This is a genomic window from Arthrobacter sp. Rue61a, assembly GCF_000294695.2.
Lineage (GTDB): Bacteria > Actinomycetota > Actinomycetes > Actinomycetales > Micrococcaceae > Arthrobacter > Arthrobacter aurescens_A.
Genome location: NC_018531.1, coordinates 3,156,820 through 3,174,985 on the forward strand (window position 1 = coordinate 3,156,820; position 18,166 = coordinate 3,174,985).

The window sequence follows — 18,166 nt, forward strand, 5'->3', positions numbered from 1 at the left end:
CCCGCGTAGGCGGACGTCCAGGGAACGGTCTAGCCCCCCAGCAGCGTGCGGTGCGCTTCCCGCCGTCGTGCTTGTTCATCCGGGTCCGGCACCGGCAGGGAGGCGATGAGCCGCTTGGTGTAGTCGTGCTGCGGTGATCCCATCACATGGTTGCCGATCCCCTGCTCCACCAACCGGCCTTTGTACAACACGCCAACCCAATGGGACAACATATCCACCACTGCGAGGTCGTGACTGATGAAAAGAGCCGCGAAGCCGTACTGCTCCTGGATGTCCTTGAACAGATCCAGGACTTTGGCCTGCACCGAGACATCCAGCGCGGATGTCGGCTCGTCGGCGATCAGAAGACGCGGGTTCAGTGCCAGCGACCTCGCCAAGGAGGCGCGCTGCCGCTGCCCACCGGACAACTCGTGCGGGTAGCGCTCCGCGTACGACGCCGGCAGCTGGACTGACTCGAGCAACTCACCTACTTTTTTCCTCGCCTCAGCGGCGCCCGGCTTGGTGTGGATCAGCAGCGGCTCAGCAACGCACTCGCCGATGGTGAGGTGCGGGTTGAAGGACGCCGCCGGATCCTGGAAAACGAAGCCGATCTCCTTGCGAAGCGGACGGAAGGTACGCTCCTTGAAGTCCAACATCTCGTACCCAAGGACCTTCAGGCTGCCTCCGGTGGTCCTGGTCAGGCCTGCGATGGCCCGTCCAATGGTGGATTTTCCGGAACCGGATTCACCCACCAGCCCAAAGACCTCATTCTCGGACACCGTAAAGCTGACATCGTCCACGGCTTTGAATCCGTGCCTGCCGAAGCGCCCGGGGTATTCGATGGTGAGGTTCTTTGCTTCCACCAGGACTTTGCCTTCCTGATGGAGCCGGCCACGGGCACCCTCGGATGCCGAGTTCCGTCCGAGGTGCGGAACCGCGGCCAGCAGTTTCCTGGTGTACTCCTGCCGGGGTTCAGCAAACAGGACCCTGGACGAAGCCTCCTCCACTACGTCGCCCTGATACATGACCACAACACGGTCGGCCAGATCCGCCACGACACCCATGTTGTGCGTGATGAGCACAATAGATGTCCCGTAGTTGTCCCTCAAGTCGCGCAGTAGCTGGAGGATCTCAGCCTGGACTGTGACATCCAGTGCGGTGGTGGGCTCATCGGCCACGATCAGTCCCGGGTTCAGGGCCAACGCCGCAGCTATGACCACGCGTTGTTTCTGGCCGCCGGAGAACTGGTGCGGGTAGTAGTTCACCCGCGTTTCAGGGTCAGGGATGCCCACTTTGCGGAGTGCCTCGGTTGCCCGTTGCTTGGCCTCCCTGGCGGAGATTCGCCGCCCGTCAGGTGCATGTGCCCGGATGCCTTCGGCAATCTGCCAGCCGACGGTAAAGACCGGATTCAGGGCAGTGGATGGCTCTTGGAACACCATGGCCACATCGCGGCCGCGGATTTTACGCAGGGTGGACTTGCTGACGCTGATGACATTGTTGCCGTTGATCACCACGGCGCCGGAGCTGACAGCAGTTTCCGGAAGCAGGCCAAGGATGGTTTTGGCTGTCACCGTCTTGCCGGAACCGGATTCCCCTACGATGGCCACTACTTCACCGGCTGCAACTTCCAGGCTGACGTCCTTTACAGCGTGAACGTCCCCGCCATCAGTGGCGAACGTGACTTGGAGTCGGTCGATGGTGAGTACAGGCTGCTCGGTGCTGACGTGATCTGACATATTTCCAAGGTTGGTGGTCATGACTTGCCTGCCTCTGCCGGGTTTGAAGGCGTTCCTGCTGGTGTTGGTGGCAGCGTCCTGCCCGCGCGTTTGCGCCCACGGATCCGGGGGTCATTGAGGTCGTTGATGCTCTCGCCCACCAGGGTCAGCCCCAGCACTGTGAGAACCATCGCGATCCCGGGGAAGACGCCCGTCCACCAAATACCGGACGAGGTGTCCGCCAGTGCCTTGTTGAGGTCAAACCCCCATTCAGCAGCTGATGTGGGCTCGATGCCGAAGCCCAGGAAGCCCAAGCCAGCGAGCGTCAGGATCGCCTCGGAAGCGTTCAAGGTGAACATGAGCGGCAAGGTCCTGGTGGCGTTCTTGAAGATGTGCCGCCCAATGATGCGCACGCTGCTCGCCCCCAGCACCTTGGCCGACTCGACGAACGGCTCGGCTTTGAGACGAATGGTCTCTGCCCGGATGACCCGGAAGTACTGCGGGACAAAGACCACCGTTATGGAGAAAGCACAAGAGAAGATGCCGCCCCAGAAACTGGATTGCCCCCGGCTGATCACTATGGAAATCACGATTGCCAGGAGCAGGGTGGGAAACGCATAGATGGCATCCGCTACTACCACCAGAATCCTGTCCAGCCACCCGCCGAAATAACCGCTGAGCAAACCAAGGGCGACACCGAGGAACAGGGACATCGCCACAGACACAACGATGACTGTCACCGCTGTTTGGGAACCCCAAATCACCCGTGACAGGACATCGTAGCCGCCCACAGTTGTTCCCAGCAGGTGCTTGGAGTTCGGGGCCTCCTGGGTGGGAAACGAACCGGAAGAATCGCTGAGTTGGGAGTAGCCATAGGGAGCGAGGAGAGGTGCAAAGATGCTCGTAAGGATGAAGAGTCCACTGAGGACAACGCCCACGATGAGCATGCCTCGCTGAAGTCCTACGCTTTTCTTCAGGTGGCTTATCACGGGCAGCCTTGAGAACAAGGGCTGCTTGGGTCGGGTCAATTGGGAAGTGCTCATGGTCAGTACCTCACTCGAGGGTCGATGAGCGCGGCAATGATATCCACCACGAAGTTGGTGACAGCCACAATGATGGCCAGCAGCACAACGATTCCTTGGACGGCCACAAAGTCGCGCGCGTTCAGGTACTGCACCAGCTGATAGCCCAGGCCCTTCCACTCAAACGTGGTTTCGGTAAGGATGGCGCCGCCCAGCATCAGGGCAATTTGCAGGCCCATGACCGTAATGATGGGAATCAATGCCGGCTTGTAGGCGTGCTTGGTCAGCAGGCGGAACTCACTGACGCCGCGGGAACGCCCGGCCTCGACGTAGTCCTTTCCCAGCGTGCCGATGACGTTTGTGCGCACCAGGCGCAAGAAGACGCCGGCGGTCAACAATCCGAGGGCTACTGCGGGGAGCACCGCGTGGGCGACGATGTCCCCCAGAGCTGCGAAGTTGCCGCTGCGTAACGCGTCCAGCCAGTAAATGCCTGACGGTGCAGCCAGGCCGCTCATGGTCAGTTCCGTCCGCGTAGAGGCTCGACCGGCCACGGGGAACCACCCAAGCCACACGGAAAACGTGAGTTTGAGGAGGAGCCCGGAGAAGAAAACGGGTGTGGCGTAGCAGAGGATGGCAAAGAACCTCAGAAACGCGTCAGGAGTCTTGTCCCGGTGCTGTGCGGCAATGAGCCCGAACGGGATGCCGACTGCGAGCGCGACGATCAGTGCGTTGATCGACAGCTCGAGTGTCGCTGCGCCGAAAGTGGTAAGTACCTCCACCACTGGCCTGCGGTCGGTGATGGTACTGCCGAAGTTGCCGGTGATGAGCTGGCCCAGGTATTCGAAGTACTGGACCAGGACGGGCCGATCGTAACCGGCCTCTTGTATTCGCTGGGCCAGGACGTCCGGGGGTAGCCGTCCGCCCTGCGATGCTGTGATGGGGTCGCCGATGACCCGCATCAGGAAGAAGACAAGAGTTACCAATATGAAGACGGTGGGGATGATCAGGAAAAACCTGACCACGATGTATCTGCCCAGCCCTCCCCCGCCCTTGGATTTGCTCTTGGGAGCAACGATGCCGGGCTCAGCCTCGGGGACCTCAATAAGTGTTGTCATTTGTTACCTGCATTTCCTGCCCGTGGATTGCGCGGGGTTGTCTCATGCGTGCCGGCCACGTGGGTGGTCAGCAAAGGAGGCGGGACACCGGATCAGTGTCCCGCCTCCCTGCTCATTGCAGAGGTGCGGTTACTTGGAAATTACGCCGAGACGGAACTTGAAGGATGGATCCAGGGTCTTTTCGACGCCGTTCACTCCGCTTCCGGTTACCGCCACCTGGGCGCCCTGAAGCAGAGGCAGGGTGGAGATGTCCTTGGCCAGTGCGTTTTGGACATCCTTGATGGCAGCCTCGCGGCTGGTCTTGTCCGCATCCGTCAGCTGCTTGGAGATCAGCTCATTGACTTCGGGGTTGTTGTAGTGGTTCTTCAGGAAGCCGCCTTCCGGGAAGAACGGCGTCAGGTAGTTATCGGAATCGCTGAAGTCCGGGAACCAACCAAACTGGAACAGCGGGTACTCGTCGGCACGGCTGGCCTTGCTGTACGTGACCCACTCGGTGGACTGCAGGTTTACAGTGAAGAGACCGGACTTCTCCAGTTGCTCCTTGACCATGGCGTATTCGTCGCCGGAGGATCCACCGTAGTGATCCGGGTTGTACTGCAGGTTCAGAGCCACCGGTTCAGTGATGCCGGCATCCGTCAGAACCTTCTTGGCCTTGTCCAGGCTCGGCTTTCCGGCGTCGCCGTAGGCGTCCTTGAACGCCTCATTGGCGCCGAGGAATCCGCTGGGAACGTTCGAGTACAGGGGCAGGTAGGTGCCCTTGTAGACCTGGTCAGCAATGGCCTGGCGGTCAACCAGGTTGGCCACGGCCTGGCGAACGGCAAGTGCCTTGGCGGGGTCGGCGCCAGTTGCCTTGGTTCCATACGGCATGGTGTCGAAGTTGAACGTGATGTATCGGATTTCGCCGCCCGGTCCGGTGAGGACCTTGACCTTGGAGTCCTTGCGGAGGTCGTCGATGTCCGTGGCGCTCAGGCTGCGGAAGGCAACGTCAATTGCGCCTTGCTGGATTTCCAACTTCAGGTTGGTGGGGCTGGCGTAGTACTTGATGGTGGCTGCATCATTGGCAGGCTTGCCAAGAACGCCTTGGTAGTCCGCGAAGGCTTTGAAACTGACCAGCTCGTTCTTCTTGTAGCTGTCGATTGTGTACTGGCCGTAGAACGCGTTCGCCTTGATGATCTCGTCGTCCGGGAGGATCTTGTCGGCCGGGAAGACTTCATCGTCCACGATCGGCGCTGCAGGGCTGCTGAGGATCTGGCTGAACGTTTGGTCGTTGGCGTTCTCCAACTTGAACACCACCGTGGTGGCATCAGGAGTACTGACGCTCTCGATGTTGGTCAGCAGCGAAGCGGGGCCGGCGGGATCGTTGATGGCCACCTGACGATCAAAGGAGTGCTTGACGTCCTTGGAATCCAAGGTGTGCCCGTTGGCCCACTTGAGCCCGGACTTTAGCTTGACAGTGTATTCCGACGGCGCCGTGAACGACGACGATTCAGCGAGGTCGGGAACGGGTTCCGCGCCGCCGGGCTTCGAATTCAGCAGGAACGAATAGACCTGGTTCATCACCATAAATGAACCGTTATCGTAGGATCCCGCCGGGTCCAGCGAGGTGACTTTGTCAGTAGTGCCGTAAGCGATAGGGCCTGCGGCGGCCGGGGCGGATGATGAGCCGCCACCGGAGGGTCCCGTGCATGCCGTCAAGGCGAGCGCGGAGATGCCCGCAAGCGCGATAACGCCGTGCAGGGCCTTCTTGTTCATTGCCATCTGATGAACCTTCTGTTCGATGGATTCGGCGCGCCGCCGTGGGATATTTGTGACGGCGCACACTCTTGATTCCACGATTCAATCAGACTTCGAAGGCCACGAACCCTTCATTTTGTGATTTGAGACACAAAATTTACTTTCCAGTAGCTTTCGCTGCCGCAGCGGTGGCTCCTAGAGGACTTGCCGCTGCAGTGAACGGGCGGCATCAATGGTTGCCTGCCCCAGGACGCGGCTTCCCTGATAGAGAACGACCGTCTGGCCAGGGGCCACGCCCCTCAGTGGATCCGTCAACGTGACAACGAGCTGGGCACGCTCCACGCCGGATTCGTCGGTAACGGCTTCTACGCGCGCGATTGCAGGAACGGGATCTCCGTGGGCCCGGACCTGCGCGTGGCAGTCGAACTCAGCGCCGGTGGCAACTTCGGAAATGGGCAAGCCGGCCCACGAGACCTTGATGCCGCGAATCTCGTCGATCGCCAGCAGGGCTTCCGGCCCTACAACTACTTTGTTTTCCTTGGGGCGGATTTCCAGGACGAACCTGGGCTTGCCATCCGCCGCGGGGGTACCCAGCTTCAAACCGCGCCGCTGCCCCACCGTGAAGGCGTTGGCACCGGGATGTTCGCCAACCTTGGCGCCGGTTTCGTCAACGATGTCGCCGGTGGTCATGTCAATCTTCTCGGCCAGCCATCCGCGGGTGTCGCCGTCGGAGATAAAGCAAATATCGTGGCTGTCCGGCTTGTTGGCCACGGACAGCCCACGACGCTCGGCCTCGGCACGCACCTCGGCCTTGGACGGGGTGTCTGCCAACGGGAACATGGAGTGCTTGAGTTGTTCGTGGGTCAGGACGCCCAGGACGTAGCTCTGGTCCTTGGCCCAATCGGCGGCGCGGTGGAGTTCGCGGTTGCCGTCGGCGTCTTCGATGACCTTGGCGTAGTGGCCGGTGCAGACGGCGTCGAAGCCCAGCGCTATGGCCTTTTCCAGAAGGGCGGCGAACTTAATCCGCTCGTTGCACCTCATGCAGGGGTTCGGTGTCCTGCCCGCAGCGTACTCGTCAATGAAATCCTGGACGACGTCTTCCTTGAAGCGCTCGGAGAAATCCCAAACGTAGTAGGGAATGCCCAGGACGTCGCATGCCCGCCATGCATCGCGCGAATCCTCGATGGTGCAGCATCCCCGGCTTCCCGTGCGCAGGGTCCCCGGCATCCGCGACAACGCGAGGTGGACTCCGACGACGTCGTGTCCGGCCTCGACTGCCCGGGCTGCGGCCACGGCGGAGTCAACTCCGCCGCTCATTGCTGCAAGTACTCGCATGCTGGCTTTCTGTGTATGTGGGAGTTGGAGTCGCTGATCCGGCTGAGAACAGCCGCCGCGCCCATCTATTCTAGCCCGCCTTGCCACGCATGCCCTAAAACCCTTGACTGGCCCAACCCCCGCTTCTAAAGTCAAAATAATTGGTTTTAGAATCGAGCTGACATGGCACACGAACACATGGTTATCGTCGGAGGCGGGCTTGCCGGCGCTACCGCAGCCAAGACCCTCCGCGCAGAGGGCTATGAAGGTCCCGTCACCTTGGTGGCCGCCGAGAACCGGACACCCTATATACGCCCACCCCTTTCCAAGGAATTTCTCCTGGGCAAAGCTGAGGCAGATGCTGCTCTGGTAGTGCCGGATGACTGGTACGGGGAAAACGACGTCGAGCTTCTCCTCGAAAACCCTGCGAGCCGGATCGAGCCCGCGGATCACGCGGCGGTACTGGCCGATGGCCGAAGCCTTCACTATTCCAAGCTGCTCCTCGCCACGGGCGCCCGGCCACGAACCATCCCGCTTCCAGGTGCGGACCTTGACGGAGTCATGACCTTCCGAACCTTCGATGACAGTGTGCGGCTTCAGAACCTCCTCAAGAACGGAGGCAAGAAGGTGGTCATGATCGGCTCCGGGTGGATCGGCATGGAACTGGCGGCAGCAGCCCGCACGTACGGCAACGACGTCACACTGCTGGGGCTGGAAGACATACCACTGAGTGCCGCAATCGGACCCGAACTGGGTGCATACTTCCAGCGGCTCCACGAAGATCAGGGCGTCACCTTCCGCCTTCCGGCCAGCGCTGCCGGAATTGACGGACAGAACGGCAGCGCGACGGCGGTCCGCACCAGTACCGGCGAAACGCTGCCCGCCGATGTTGTGATCGTTGCCGTCGGCGTCGTACCGGACACAGCACTCGGCGAAGCCGCAGGGCTCGCCATCCGCAATGGAATACTGGTGGATGCCGGGCTGAGGTCCAGCGCACCGGATGTGCTGGCTGCAGGAGATGTAGCCAACGCACTCCACCCGTTTACCGCCGAGCACCATCGCAGCGAACATTGGGCCAACGCGCTCAACGGCGGCAAGGTAGCTGCAAAGTCCATGATGGGCCAGGATGCCCAACTGGACGTGGTGCCGTACTTCTATACGGACCAGTTCACCCTCAGCATGGAGTACTCGGGCTTTCCCTCCCTGACCTTCGGAATCACGCCGGTAATCCGCGGCTCGCTGGATGACGGCAGCTTTATCGCTTTTTGGTTGAGGGAGGGGATGGTAGTTGCGGGAATGAGCGTCAACCAGCGCCGGGTTCAGAAGCCAATCAAGGCGTTGATTTCCACCCGCACCCCTGTGAACGTCACCAAGCTGACGGATCCCGGGGTGCCGCTGGACGAGCTGCAGCCCGGTGAGCAGTAGGACCTAGAAAGGCTCCGACGTGCCCTGCCGAGCCACAGTGGCTGCTGTTTGAATGCTGGATTCATGACCGGCCATTCCAGCCTGCCGGGCCCTCAGGCATGCCTCTGGCAGGGCCTTCAAGAGCGCGTCCACATCTGCATCGGTGGAGCTGTGCCCCAGCGTAAAGCGCTGGGCGCCGCGTGCAGTATCTTCATCGAGGCCCATGGCCAGGAGGACGTGCGAAGGCCGGGGAACCCCTGCCGTGCACGCCGACCCCGTGGAGGATTCAACGCCTGCCAGGTCCAGGAGAAAAAGCAGTGAGTCGCCTTCACAACCAGGGAAGGTGAAGTGGGCGTTCCCCGGCAGCCGTCCGTCCCCAGGAGCACCCCTCAGCACCGCGCCCGGGACGGAATCATGTACTCCGGTGATAAGGCGGTCACGCAACAAGCTGAGACGTTCTTTTTCAACCGGCACGTTGGCAGTGACAGCCTCCGCGGCTGCAGCAAAAGCGGCGATTGCGGGAGTATCCAGTGTTCCCGAGCGCACATCGCGCTCCTGCCCGCCGCCGTGCTGCACCGGCGTCAACTTCACGGCCCTTCCCAGGAGAAGTGCGCCGACCCCCACCGGACCGCCCAGCTTGTGCCCCGAGACGGACATTGCAGAGAGTCCCGAGCCACGAAAATCCACGGGAATCGATCCGAAAGCCTGGACCGCATCGGAGTGGACCGGGATTCCATGCAGCTTTGCCAGCTCCACAATCTCCGTCACCGGCTGGATGGTGCCCACTTCATTGTTGGCCCACATCACGGTGACCAAGGCAATTGATTCAGGGTCACGTTGGATTTCCTGCTTGACGACCTCCATCCGAACAGCGCCGTCGCTATCTACCGGGAGCCACACAACGTCCGCGCCTTCGTGCTTTTCAAGCCATTCGACGGTATCCATGACCGCATGATGCTCGACGGCGGAGCAAAGGATGCGTGTACGGTGCGGGTTCTCGTCCCGCCTGGCCCAGAACAGTCCCTTCACCGCCAGGTTGTCCGCTTCCGTCCCGCCTGAGGTGAAAATAACCTCAGATGGGTGCGCCCCGGCTGCCGCTGCCAACGCCTCCCTGGCATCCTCTACCGCTCGCCTCGCGCGGCGCCCCGCGCCGTGAAGCGACGAAGGATTGCCGGTCCGCGCCAGCTCACGCGTCATCACAGCGAGCGCTTCGGCTGACAGGGGCGTGGTTGCGGCGTGGTCAAGGTATACAGGCACCTTGTAATTCTACCGACGCCGGGCGCTCAGGATTTATTACCAAGGGCAGTGATGCGCGCGCAGCAGTGTCCCGGACCATGGTCCGGATCCGGCACGATGATGCCGGCACTGAGTCCGGAGGCCGCAGCAGCACCGCTGAGGAACGCGCCGTTCATTGCGCACACCACTTCCGTGTGGTCCCGCGACAAGCGATGGAACGGACAATTGAGCAGGCGGTATCCCCCGGCGGCGTCCGGCGAGGGGTCATATCCGAGTTCCGAGAGTGCACCCAGGAAATCGCCAGGGCGTCCAACCTCGCTCCCTGCAGCTGCAGCGACATCGCGCAACGCTTCCGCCGCCGGCACACCGCCGGCCTGAGAGCGCGTGATCGCCGCGGCCATGAGGTGGCCGGCGAGGTCGTAGTGCCGCTCAGGAACAGAGACGCCCACCTCGTCCATGACGGGCCTGTAGAGCTTTGATGGCCGCCCCGACCCTGGCCCCGTCTTCTCAGCGGATTTCCTGAACTCAACCCGCAAGAGCCCTTCGCGGACCAAACGATCCAAATGGAAGGAAGCCGAACTGCGGGGCACCTCGAGTGCCAAGGCAGCCTGATCCCGACTGACCGCGTCCCCCGTACTCAAAACGTACTCATAGAGCCTGCGACGGTTCTCATCGCCCAAGGCAGCAACAGCAGCGATTTTCCGGATCCACGGGAGTTCGGACGTGCCCATACACCAAAGGTATCTCTAAAAATAAGAATCGTTGCTTTAGCAGGATCCCGAAAGAGGGCGGGGTCAGGACGGTGGAACCACCACGAGGTGCGCCACGGTCTCCGCACGCGCTTGGGCCAGGGCGTTGTCATCCGGACATGCCAGGGAGACATACACCGAGGATGCGGGGACGCTGAACAACCTTGCCAGGATAACGGCCGACTGACCGCCGGTTGCCGAAGAGGATTCCACACCGAGGAACTCAACACTGTGCTGCGGCTTATCGGAGTCCTGTCCCCAACGCAAGGACGCCGACTTCAGGTTATCCAGCGCATTGCCGGCATCCAGGTATTTGAAGAGTTCCTTGGTGGAGGACACATCGTCCCCGGACACCACCAGCGGCCCCTGATTGACGCTGACCCTCACTGCGAGAGTGCAACCGTCCGTCTTCCTGTACCTGGTCTCACCCTGCATTGCGGAATGAACCACGGACCAGCCAGGCACCTCTTCCAACCTCGTGGAGACTGTGACAGGCTCCCCCGGCGCCAATGCGCCACCTGCCGCCAGCGGCAAATCCTTCGCGGCCACTGCGGCTGCGTCGTGCCCAGGCGTAATGGTGGGCGTCGCCAGCGTGGATTCCGACGGCGACGGCTTGGGTGCCGCAGGATCCGGCACGTTGACGCTGCAGGCAGCCAGCAAGACGCCTGCGGCTCCGGCGGCAACCAAGCCGGCCAGCCGTCGTCGAACGTTGTTCGCCACTATGTCTCCTTGCCTTGCTGCCGTAGCCACGCTGCTTGAATCTGACTGCCCTCTTCCCGCCGCCCAAGTAACGCGGCCTATCGCCGCGATCGAGTCTAGCCGTCCGCGGCATGGAGGCTCCGCCGGCACCGCAAACTCACTAGGCAAGTACCCACAGCCCGGCAGGGACGAGGTCTACGACCACCGGTAAATCAGCGATGCGCTCGCCGTCGGCGTATGCCACCACCCCATCAGCTTCCAGCCGCACTTTCCGGACGCGCCTGATCTCCACGGCGGGATGACCGGTATGTTTCCCGGCGAAAACCTTGGGAAACACGGCAAGAAAACGGAGCCTGGACAAAGGCTTCACCACAAACATGTCCAACCAACCGTCGTCGGGCACTGCCCCAGGGGTGATCTTCATGCCCCCGCCAATGAACTGTCCGTTGGCCACCGAAATGAGCAAGGCAGGCTGGCTCCACGACACGTCGTCGGCAGTCACGGTGTAGGTGATCCGCCGGAAAGAGCCCAACTCCCTGAGCATCGCGAGGTTGTAGCGGCTCTTCCCCCGCGGCCATCGCCAGGAATTGGCCCGTTCGTTGACGGCCGCATCAAAGCCGGCGGAAAGGACGCCGGCGAAGTACGTGGTCCGACCAGCAGAGGTGACCCGCCCGGCGTCGATCCTGCGCCCGCCTGCTTCCAGCGCGAGCAGTAGCCGGCGGCACGCGGCGGCGGTGTCCTTCAACGGCAAAGCCAACATCCGTGCCACGTCATTACCGGTTCCGCTGGGAACAATGCCAAGGGGAATGTCCAGCCCGACGAGCGCATTGACACCCAAATGGACCATGCCGTCGCCGCCCACCACCACCAAGGCCTCCACGCCGGTGGCCAGGGTCAGCTCCACCGCACTCCGCAAGGCGTCGTAGTCATCGGCCTGGAGTACGACGACGTCCCGGCCGGCGGCGCGGAGAAAAGCTGCGGCCTGGTGCCCGGCATGGCGCGTACGACCAAACGAAGCAGCAGGATTCATGGCGACAACGATCTTCTTCGGCGTACTGGAAGGGTTCTCGGCTGCCGAAGGATTCACAGCGTGAATTATGCCAGCGGGAACCACGCGCCCCGTTACCGACGTTCACATAGTGGCTGGATAAACTTGCCAGTACCGCGCCTCTTCAGAAGCGCACCGTCACCCTAGAGAAGGGCCCGTGCTTGGCCGAGGGCAGCAGTTCGCATTATCAGGTTCTCCGCGTTTCCGTCACCGCAACGGACAAGGAGATCAAAGTGGCCTACCGCAAGGCTGCCCGGAAAGCCCACCCCGATCACGGTGGAGAAGCCGAGATGTTCCGACGCGTGACCCTCGCCTACGAAACCCTCATTGATCCCCAACGCAGGGCCGAGTACGACCGCAGGTACGCCCGTGGAGCCTCAGGCGTGAGCCAGCCGAGGCCGGGCGACTACTCCGGCACTGCCGCACCGGGCCCCTCCGCCACCACAAACGTCAAGCGACCTCAGGCCCAACGCAACACTGCGGGCGACCCCCCGGTTTATGTTCCGGCATTTGACGACCCCAACGAGGTTCCTCTCATTTCAGCGGCCGAAGCGGCGCAGCAAGTCCATGGACTCCCCCGCAAAAGGGGCATCTTTGGCGCCGACGCCCGCATCCAACGCGAGATGCGCACGGTCCAGCTCATCAGCCGGCAGGTCCTGCCCGCGATTCCCGCTGCGCGGCTCATCAACGGCCTGCGCTCGCCGTCGGATAACAACCACATCGACCACGCCGTCCTGTCCGGCTACCGGCTGGCCCTCATCGGTTCAATGCTGCTGCCCAAAGGCGCCTACGCCTGGGACGGGAACTCGCTGCGGCACGGCGGACGTTCGGTGGCTCCCCCGCAACTGGCCCACATCGTCCGCCACATGCAGGACCTTTTCCCCGAGCTCAATGTCACCGGCTGGGTGGTTCTGCACAGCCCTGACGGCAACCTCCATGAACCTGTGATCGACCAGTACGGAAAGGGCCAGTCGAGCCATAATGCCGTGGAGGTAGTCAACGGTGCCGGGCTTGCGAGGGGACTTAAGCAATTCCTCAGTTCGGGGCCGGCGCCGAACACCGTGGTGGTGCCCGTCCTGGCGCGACTGCTTCGCGGAATGCACTAGTCATCCCCCTGTGCCGTTTCCTGAACGCGGCCATACCCGCACGGGCTGACTAAGATGGGACGGTGTTCCGCATCCTCTTCCACACTCCAGAAATCCCGGGCAATACAGGCAACGCCATCCGTTTGGCCGCCATTACGGGGGCCGAGCTTCACTTGGTGGAGCCCCTCGGCTTTGATTTTTCCGATGCAAAGCTGCGTCGGGCCGGTCTTGATTACCATGATCTCGCCGTAGTTACCGTCCATAAGGACATCGAGGCCGCTTGGGCTGCACTCAAGCCGGAACGGGTTTTCGCCTACACCTCCGACGGCGAGACCTCCTACACGGACATCAGCTACCGCGAGGGCGACGTCCTGATGTTCGGTCCCGAATCGGTGGGCCTGCCGGACTGGCTCAAGCAGGATCCGCACGTCACCGCCCGTGTCCGCCTTCCCATGAAGCCTTCTCTTCGCTCGCTCAACCTTGCCAACGCTGCTTCAATCGCCGTCTTTGAAGCCTGGCGGCAGAACGGATTTGCCGGCGCCAAGGTGTAGCCCATCCAACGGAGCCACAGCACCGAATACCTTATGGCAGGACAGTCCCTGCCTTGGACATTCGTTGAGGAGCCTACGTGAGCGCGCTGCAGACCAGGGTGATGACAGCAAGCCGCTGCACCGCCGCGCCTTCGACGCAATCCCGTTATGCTGCCGGTTTCAAACGGGACGACATATGCTGGACGGTGATGGACATCCCCAACAATCCCGGCCCCCCGGTCTTCGAAGCTACCGGCTCTGCGACTGATCTGAATTCACAGCTGGCTGGCTTGCTCGAACTCGTGGCAGCAGGCGACCAGCAGGCTTTCGCCGAGTTCTATGGCCTCACCTCGAGGCGTGTCTTCGGTATGGCCAGGCGCGTCCTGATAGACCCTGACCTCAGCGAGGACGCCACCCAGGAGGTTTACATCCAGGTATGGCAGGGCGCCGCCAAGTTCGATCGCAGTGCGGGAAGTCCGCTGGCCTGGCTCATGACCATTGCCCACCGCCGGGCCATTGACCGTGTCCGTGCCGTGCAAGCGGCAACTGACCGCGAAGCTAAATACGGCGCAGCGAGCCAGGACCTGGACCGGGACCTGGTGGCAGAGGAAGCCGACAGCAACCTGGAGGCCGAAGCGGTCAGCCGGTGCCTCGGGACGCTCACGGACACTCAGCGCGAATCGGTCCGCCTCGCGTATTACGGCGGATTGACCTACCGGGAGGTCGCCGAGCATCTCGGTGCCGCTGTACCCACCATCAAGTCGCGCATCCGTGATGGATTACTGCGCCTGAAGACCTGCCTGGGGGTGGGTTGATATGAGCGAAAACACCAGTGGAGGCTTTATCCGCCGAATGTTTGCCAACGACATCGCCACCGACCTCGCTGAGGGCCGCGTCCTCGAACTGGCGGAAATCTATGCCTTGGACGCTGTAAGCGACGACGAACGGGCAATGATCGATGCCTACATCAAGGACGCTCCGGAAGGTCCCGAATTCCTGCAGCGGGTCCACGAAGCCCGCGAGACCCTGGCAGTCAGCTTCGCGCCCGAAGAAGCGCCGCCCGCAGGGCTCTTTGACAACATTATGGAGCGCATCAGCAACGATGCCGCCAGCCAGCCCCCCGCCGTGGCGGCAAGCCCCGACGTGGCGGGTCCCGCCGTCGACGACCTCGCAGCCGCGAGGGCGAAGCGAGAGGAACGTACACGCGCGGGCGGGGCGCGCCGGTGGATCGTCGGAGCAGCAGCTGCAGCGGTCATTGCACTCGGTGGCATTGGAGTGGGCGCCTATGTCTCGACGCAGAACGACCCCGTCAACCAGGTACTGCAAGCGCAGGACGTCCAGAAGAAGTCCGCGCCGGTTCCCGGCGGTGGTACGGCCACCATTTCCGCGTCATCAGCCAAGGATTCCTTCGTGGTTCTGATGGATGGCGTTGCACCCGCCCCAGAGGGCAAGGTGTACCAGTTGTGGACCCTCCCCAAGGACGGCTCTGCCCCTGTACCCCAGGGCACCATGGACGCCGAGACTCTCTCCAAACCGGCCGTTGTGAAAGGGCTGTCCTCAGCTTCTTCGGTCGCGATTACCGTGGAACCCGCAGGCGGATCAAGCGCCCCCACCACAGACCCGGTCCTGGTGGTCGGGCTCAGCGCCTGACTCTTGACGCTCGACGCGCGACGGCGGCCGTCCCCTCAAGGGACAGCCGCCGTCGCGCTTTTAACCCGGTTGCTTCCGTAGCTACAACACGAGCGACAGAAGCATCACAAAGCCGAAGCCCACCACGGAGATCAGCGTCTCCATCACGGACCAAGTTTTGAATGTCTGCCCAACGGTCAGCCCGAACAGTTCTTTGACCAGCCAGAATCCCGCGTCGTTGACGTGGGACAGGAACAGGGAGCCTGCGCCGATGGCCAAGGCCAGCAAGGCTGCGTGCGTCGGGCTCAGGCTGCTGGCAAGCGGTGCCACAATGCCCGCCGCCGTCACTGTCGCCACCGTTGCTGAGCCTGTGGCCAGGCGCAGGGCCACTGCCACGATGAAGCCGAGCACCAGGACGGACATGTTGGCGCCTTCGGCCCATTTCTTGACGGCATCGCCTACACCGGCACCGATCAGGGTCTGCTTGAATCCGCCACCGGCGCCCACAATGAGGAGGATAGCTGCAATGGGCCCCAGGCTTTCACCCAATTTGGCTGTGATCCTGCTGCCCGTGAAGCCTACGGCGTATCCGAACGTCACGATCGCCAGCAGGACCGCCAGCGTCATGGCCACCAGGGGCTGGCCCACGAAGTCGAAGAAGATTCTGATTGCCGGCGCCGTTTCAGGGTTGGGCCAGATGATGCCGCCCAAGGCCTTCAACAGCATCAGCACCACGGGGAAGATGATGGTCAGCAGGGTCACCAGGAACGACGGCTGGCGCTTGACTTCGCTCAGGTCCGCTGCGTGCTGGGTGTCGATGCCTCCCGCTACAGCCGGGGCATCGACCGGTACCCACCGGGCAGCCAACCGCGAGAAGAGGGGGCCACAGATGATGACAGTGGGGATCGCCACGAGGATGCCCAAGCCGAGCGTCGTTCCCAGCTCCGCTTTGACTGCGCTGATCGCAATCAGTGGACCCGGGTGGGGCGGCACCAGTCCGTGAAGCACGGACAGACCGGCCAACGCTGGGATCGCGATGCGCATCAGCTTCATCTTGGACCGCTGAGTAACCAGGACGATCACGGGAAGCAGAAGCACGAGCCCGATTTCGAAGAACATGGGCAAGCCGATGATGACAGCCACGAGCGTGATCATCCACACCAGTTTGTTGCCGCTGGCTTTGGCCAACAAGGTGTCCACCACGCGGTTTGCGCCACCGGAATCAGCCAGCAGCTTTCCGAGCATAGCTCCGAGGGCAATAAGCAGGCCTACTTCCTTGAGGACACCCCCAACGCCGTCCTCGAAGTTGGTGATGACCTTGCCCAGCTCCACGCCGGACGCCAGTCCCACAAAGGCCGAGCCCAGGACCAGCGCCAGGAACGGGTGGAGCTTCAGCTTTGCGATCAGCACCACGATCAGTGCAATGCCCAGCGCGGCCACCACGAGGAGTTGGGTGTCGTGGGCTGTCCATTCCAGTACCTGCGTCGCTGTTTCCAGGACCTTCACGAGGCGGTCGCTTCGGTACCGGCACCTACAGGCCGGAGACCGAGCCGTTCAATGACTTCGTCGGCTTCCTCTGCCGGCGACGCGGAAACGCACAAGGAGATGTAGTTCTCGTCCTGGGTCGGTTCCTCAAGGGCGTCGAACTGCGACTCCAAGAGCGACGGCGGCATGAAGTGGCCGTGCCTGGAGGCAAGGCGATCCGAGATCTTGTCCTTGCTCCCCTGCAGGAAAACGAACACAACGCCTTCGCCCCGGAGGACATCGCGATATTTCTTTTTCAGTGCCGAACAGGTGATGATCGCCGGGGTTCCGGCATCCACGTGCTCCCGGATCCAATCCGAGATGATGCCCAGCCAAGGCCAGCGGTCCTCATCGCTGAGGGCCTGTCCCGACTGCATCTTTGCAACGTTCGCTTCGGGATGGAGATCATCGCCTTCGGCAAGATCCCACCCGAGTTTCCCTGCCAGTACGCCGGCTACGGTCGATTTGCCCGAACCGGAGACTCCCATAATCACCAGTACAGGTTGCTGCGCAGTCTTCGCCATCAAAGTCTGCCTTCCTCGAATAAATATGATTTAACCGAGATCAAGCATATGACACGGGTTACACCACGGCAATGTCAGAAGCCGGCGATGGTGCTGGAACCGTTGACGGACACCACATGGAAGGCTTCCGCGCTGGTCCCGGCAGGCAGGCCGGCACGCTCCCCGTTGGCCAACATCATGCTCCGGACTACCCGCTCCATACCGTCAATATCCGGGTGTTGGCTGGCATGGACACGGATCGCATCGAGCTTTGCGTCCACCTGCTCCGAGACATCAACAAAGTGGTTCTCCCGGGCCTCCGGGCTGGAGATAAACCACAACCACGGCAGCTTGTAGGCAGCCAGCCCGGCCTCAGCCAGCTCCGGGTAGGCAAAGGGGTTCTCCACGGCCGGATAGACCGCCCGAGTCACGGCTTCGCCGGCTGCGAGGTGGTCAGGGTGGCTCTTCTGGAGGCGGTCCCAGTTCCTTTCCGGGTGCATGGTCAGCACAATGTCAGGGCGTATTTCGCGGATCAGCTTCACCACCTGCTTGATGACGCCATGTGTCGGCTCAAGGTATCCATCATGCTCATGCAGGTAATGGATGTCCTTGACCCCCACCAAGGCAGCCGCTCGTTGTTGCTCCTCAGCGCGGAGTTCGGTGATCCGTTCCCTGTCCACCGGATCGAAGCCGCCGGCATCGCCGTCGGTCATGATGCAATAGCTGACCTCCACGCCGGCCGCCGTCCAGGCCGCGATGGTCCCGGCGGCGCCAAAGTCGATGTCGTCAGGATGGGCGGTAAAACAAAGCACCCGCTCAACGCGCTCCATGGAGGCGTCAAACGGGCTCTTCGCTGACGTTATGTCAGTAGGCAAAGGGA

17 protein-coding genes are annotated in these 18,166 nt (G+C 62.2%); 5 read left to right on the plus strand and 12 right to left on the minus strand.

Annotated elements, in window-relative coordinates:
- Window positions 1-29 precede the first annotated feature (29 nt).
- The 5 genes from ARUE_RS14315 to mnmA all read right to left on the minus strand — a co-directional run bounded on the left by ARUE_RS14315 (window position 30) and on the right by mnmA (window position 6,900).
- The gene (locus ARUE_RS14315; RefSeq protein ID WP_014922253.1) at window positions 30-1,736 is read right to left on the minus strand and encodes an ABC transporter ATP-binding protein; all 1,707 of its coding nucleotides are present in this window, start codon (window positions 1,734-1,736) and stop codon (window positions 30-32) included.
- Window positions 1,733-2,737, minus strand: coding sequence for an ABC transporter permease (locus ARUE_RS14320; protein ID WP_011775363.1), 1,005 nt, complete (start codon window positions 2,735-2,737; stop codon window positions 1,733-1,735). The genes ARUE_RS14315 and ARUE_RS14320 overlap by 4 nt, the downstream gene beginning before the upstream one ends.
- A gap of 2 nt (window positions 2,738-2,739) precedes the next feature.
- Window positions 2,740-3,831, minus strand: coding sequence for an ABC transporter permease (locus ARUE_RS14325; protein ID WP_011775364.1), 1,092 nt, complete (start codon window positions 3,829-3,831; stop codon window positions 2,740-2,742).
- 129 nt (window positions 3,832-3,960) lie between these two features.
- The gene (locus ARUE_RS14330; RefSeq protein WP_014922255.1) at window positions 3,961-5,589 is read right to left on the minus strand and encodes an ABC transporter substrate-binding protein; all 1,629 of its coding nucleotides are present in this window, start codon (window positions 5,587-5,589) and stop codon (window positions 3,961-3,963) included.
- 171 nt (window positions 5,590-5,760) lie between these two features.
- Entirely contained in the window at window positions 5,761-6,900 is a 1,140-nt protein-coding gene (gene mnmA / locus ARUE_RS14335; RefSeq protein ID WP_187329888.1) for a tRNA 2-thiouridine(34) synthase MnmA, read from the minus strand.
- Between the two features lie 162 nt (window positions 6,901-7,062).
- Here mnmA and ARUE_RS14340 point away from each other — a divergent pair, with 162 nt between their 5' ends.
- Window positions 7,063-8,304, plus strand: a complete 1,242-nt coding sequence (locus tag ARUE_RS14340; protein ID WP_011775367.1) for an NAD(P)/FAD-dependent oxidoreductase — start codon at window positions 7,063-7,065, stop codon at window positions 8,302-8,304.
- 3 nt (window positions 8,305-8,307) lie between these two features.
- Here the strand turns inward: ARUE_RS14340 and ARUE_RS14345 are convergent, their stop codons facing one another.
- The 4 genes from ARUE_RS14345 to ARUE_RS14360 all read right to left on the minus strand — a co-directional run bounded on the left by ARUE_RS14345 (window position 8,308) and on the right by ARUE_RS14360 (window position 12,054).
- A complete protein-coding gene (locus tag ARUE_RS14345; protein ID WP_014922257.1) occupies window positions 8,308-9,540 on the minus strand; it encodes a cysteine desulfurase family protein in 1,233 nt (410 codons plus the stop codon).
- Window positions 9,541-9,566: 26 nt separating this feature from the next.
- Entirely contained in the window at window positions 9,567-10,250 is a 684-nt protein-coding gene (locus ARUE_RS14350) for a helix-turn-helix transcriptional regulator (RefSeq protein ID WP_011775369.1), read from the minus strand.
- A gap of 63 nt (window positions 10,251-10,313) precedes the next feature.
- Window positions 10,314-10,988, minus strand: coding sequence for a hypothetical protein (locus tag ARUE_RS14355; RefSeq protein ID WP_238324333.1), 675 nt, complete (start codon window positions 10,986-10,988; stop codon window positions 10,314-10,316).
- A gap of 139 nt (window positions 10,989-11,127) precedes the next feature.
- Entirely contained in the window at window positions 11,128-12,054 is a 927-nt protein-coding gene (locus ARUE_RS14360; protein ID WP_014922258.1) for a diacylglycerol/lipid kinase family protein, read from the minus strand.
- Between the two features lie 122 nt (window positions 12,055-12,176).
- Between ARUE_RS14360 and ARUE_RS14365 the strand changes: the two genes are divergently transcribed.
- The 4 genes from ARUE_RS14365 to ARUE_RS14380 all read left to right on the plus strand — a co-directional run bounded on the left by ARUE_RS14365 (window position 12,177) and on the right by ARUE_RS14380 (window position 15,280).
- Window positions 12,177-13,121, plus strand: coding sequence for a J domain-containing protein (locus tag ARUE_RS14365; RefSeq protein ID WP_014922259.1), 945 nt, complete (start codon window positions 12,177-12,179; stop codon window positions 13,119-13,121).
- Window positions 13,122-13,183: 62 nt separating this feature from the next.
- Entirely contained in the window at window positions 13,184-13,651 is a 468-nt protein-coding gene (locus ARUE_RS14370) for a tRNA (cytidine(34)-2'-O)-methyltransferase (protein ID WP_011775373.1), read from the plus strand.
- A gap of 188 nt (window positions 13,652-13,839) precedes the next feature.
- Complete coding sequence (gene sigK, locus ARUE_RS14375) at window positions 13,840-14,445, plus strand: ECF RNA polymerase sigma factor SigK (protein WP_043471361.1); 606 nt, start codon at window positions 13,840-13,842, stop codon at window positions 14,443-14,445.
- A 1-nt stretch (window position 14,446) separates the two neighbouring features.
- Entirely contained in the window at window positions 14,447-15,280 is an 834-nt protein-coding gene (locus ARUE_RS14380) for an anti-sigma factor (protein ID WP_011775375.1), read from the plus strand.
- A gap of 81 nt (window positions 15,281-15,361) precedes the next feature.
- Here the strand turns inward: ARUE_RS14380 and ARUE_RS14385 are convergent, their stop codons facing one another.
- The 3 genes from ARUE_RS14385 to ARUE_RS14395 all read right to left on the minus strand — a co-directional run bounded on the left by ARUE_RS14385 (window position 15,362) and on the right by ARUE_RS14395 (window position 18,161).
- Window positions 15,362-16,765, minus strand: coding sequence for a GntT/GntP/DsdX family permease (locus ARUE_RS14385; protein ID WP_011775376.1), 1,404 nt, complete (start codon window positions 16,763-16,765; stop codon window positions 15,362-15,364).
- Entirely contained in the window at window positions 16,762-17,307 is a 546-nt protein-coding gene (locus ARUE_RS14390) for a gluconokinase (RefSeq protein WP_014922260.1), read from the minus strand. The genes ARUE_RS14385 and ARUE_RS14390 overlap by 4 nt, the downstream gene beginning before the upstream one ends.
- 74 nt (window positions 17,308-17,381) lie before the next feature.
- Window positions 17,382-18,161, minus strand: a complete 780-nt coding sequence (locus ARUE_RS14395; RefSeq protein ID WP_043470454.1) for a PIG-L deacetylase family protein — start codon at window positions 18,159-18,161, stop codon at window positions 17,382-17,384.
- Window positions 18,162-18,166 lie beyond the last annotated feature (5 nt).

Bases quoted from the DNA above. Each gene is read 5' to 3' on its own strand.
- ARUE_RS14315 (WP_014922253.1), bottom strand. From the start codon at position 1,736: ATGACCACCAACCTTGGAAATATGTCAGATCACGTCAGCACCGAGCAG.
- ARUE_RS14320 (WP_011775363.1), bottom strand. From the start codon at position 2,737: ATGAGCACTTCCCAATTGACCCGACCCAAGCAGCCCTTGTTCTCAAGG.
- ARUE_RS14325 (WP_011775364.1), bottom strand. From the start codon at position 3,831: ATGACAACACTTATTGAGGTCCCCGAGGCTGAGCCCGGCATCGTTGCT.
- ARUE_RS14330 (WP_014922255.1), bottom strand. From the start codon at position 5,589: ATGGCAATGAACAAGAAGGCCCTGCACGGCGTTATCGCGCTTGCGGGC.
- mnmA (WP_187329888.1), bottom strand. From the start codon at position 6,900: ATGCGAGTACTTGCAGCAATGAGCGGCGGAGTTGACTCCGCCGTGGCC.
- ARUE_RS14340 (WP_011775367.1), top strand. From the start codon at position 7,063: ATGGCACACGAACACATGGTTATCGTCGGAGGCGGGCTTGCCGGCGCT.
- ARUE_RS14350 (WP_011775369.1), bottom strand. From the start codon at position 10,250: ATGGGCACGTCCGAACTCCCGTGGATCCGGAAAATCGCTGCTGTTGCT.
- sigK (WP_043471361.1), top strand. From the start codon at position 13,840: ATGGACATCCCCAACAATCCCGGCCCCCCGGTCTTCGAAGCTACCGGC.
- ARUE_RS14380 (WP_011775375.1), top strand. From the start codon at position 14,447: ATGAGCGAAAACACCAGTGGAGGCTTTATCCGCCGAATGTTTGCCAAC.
- ARUE_RS14390 (WP_014922260.1), bottom strand. From the start codon at position 17,307: ATGGCGAAGACTGCGCAGCAACCTGTACTGGTGATTATGGGAGTCTCC.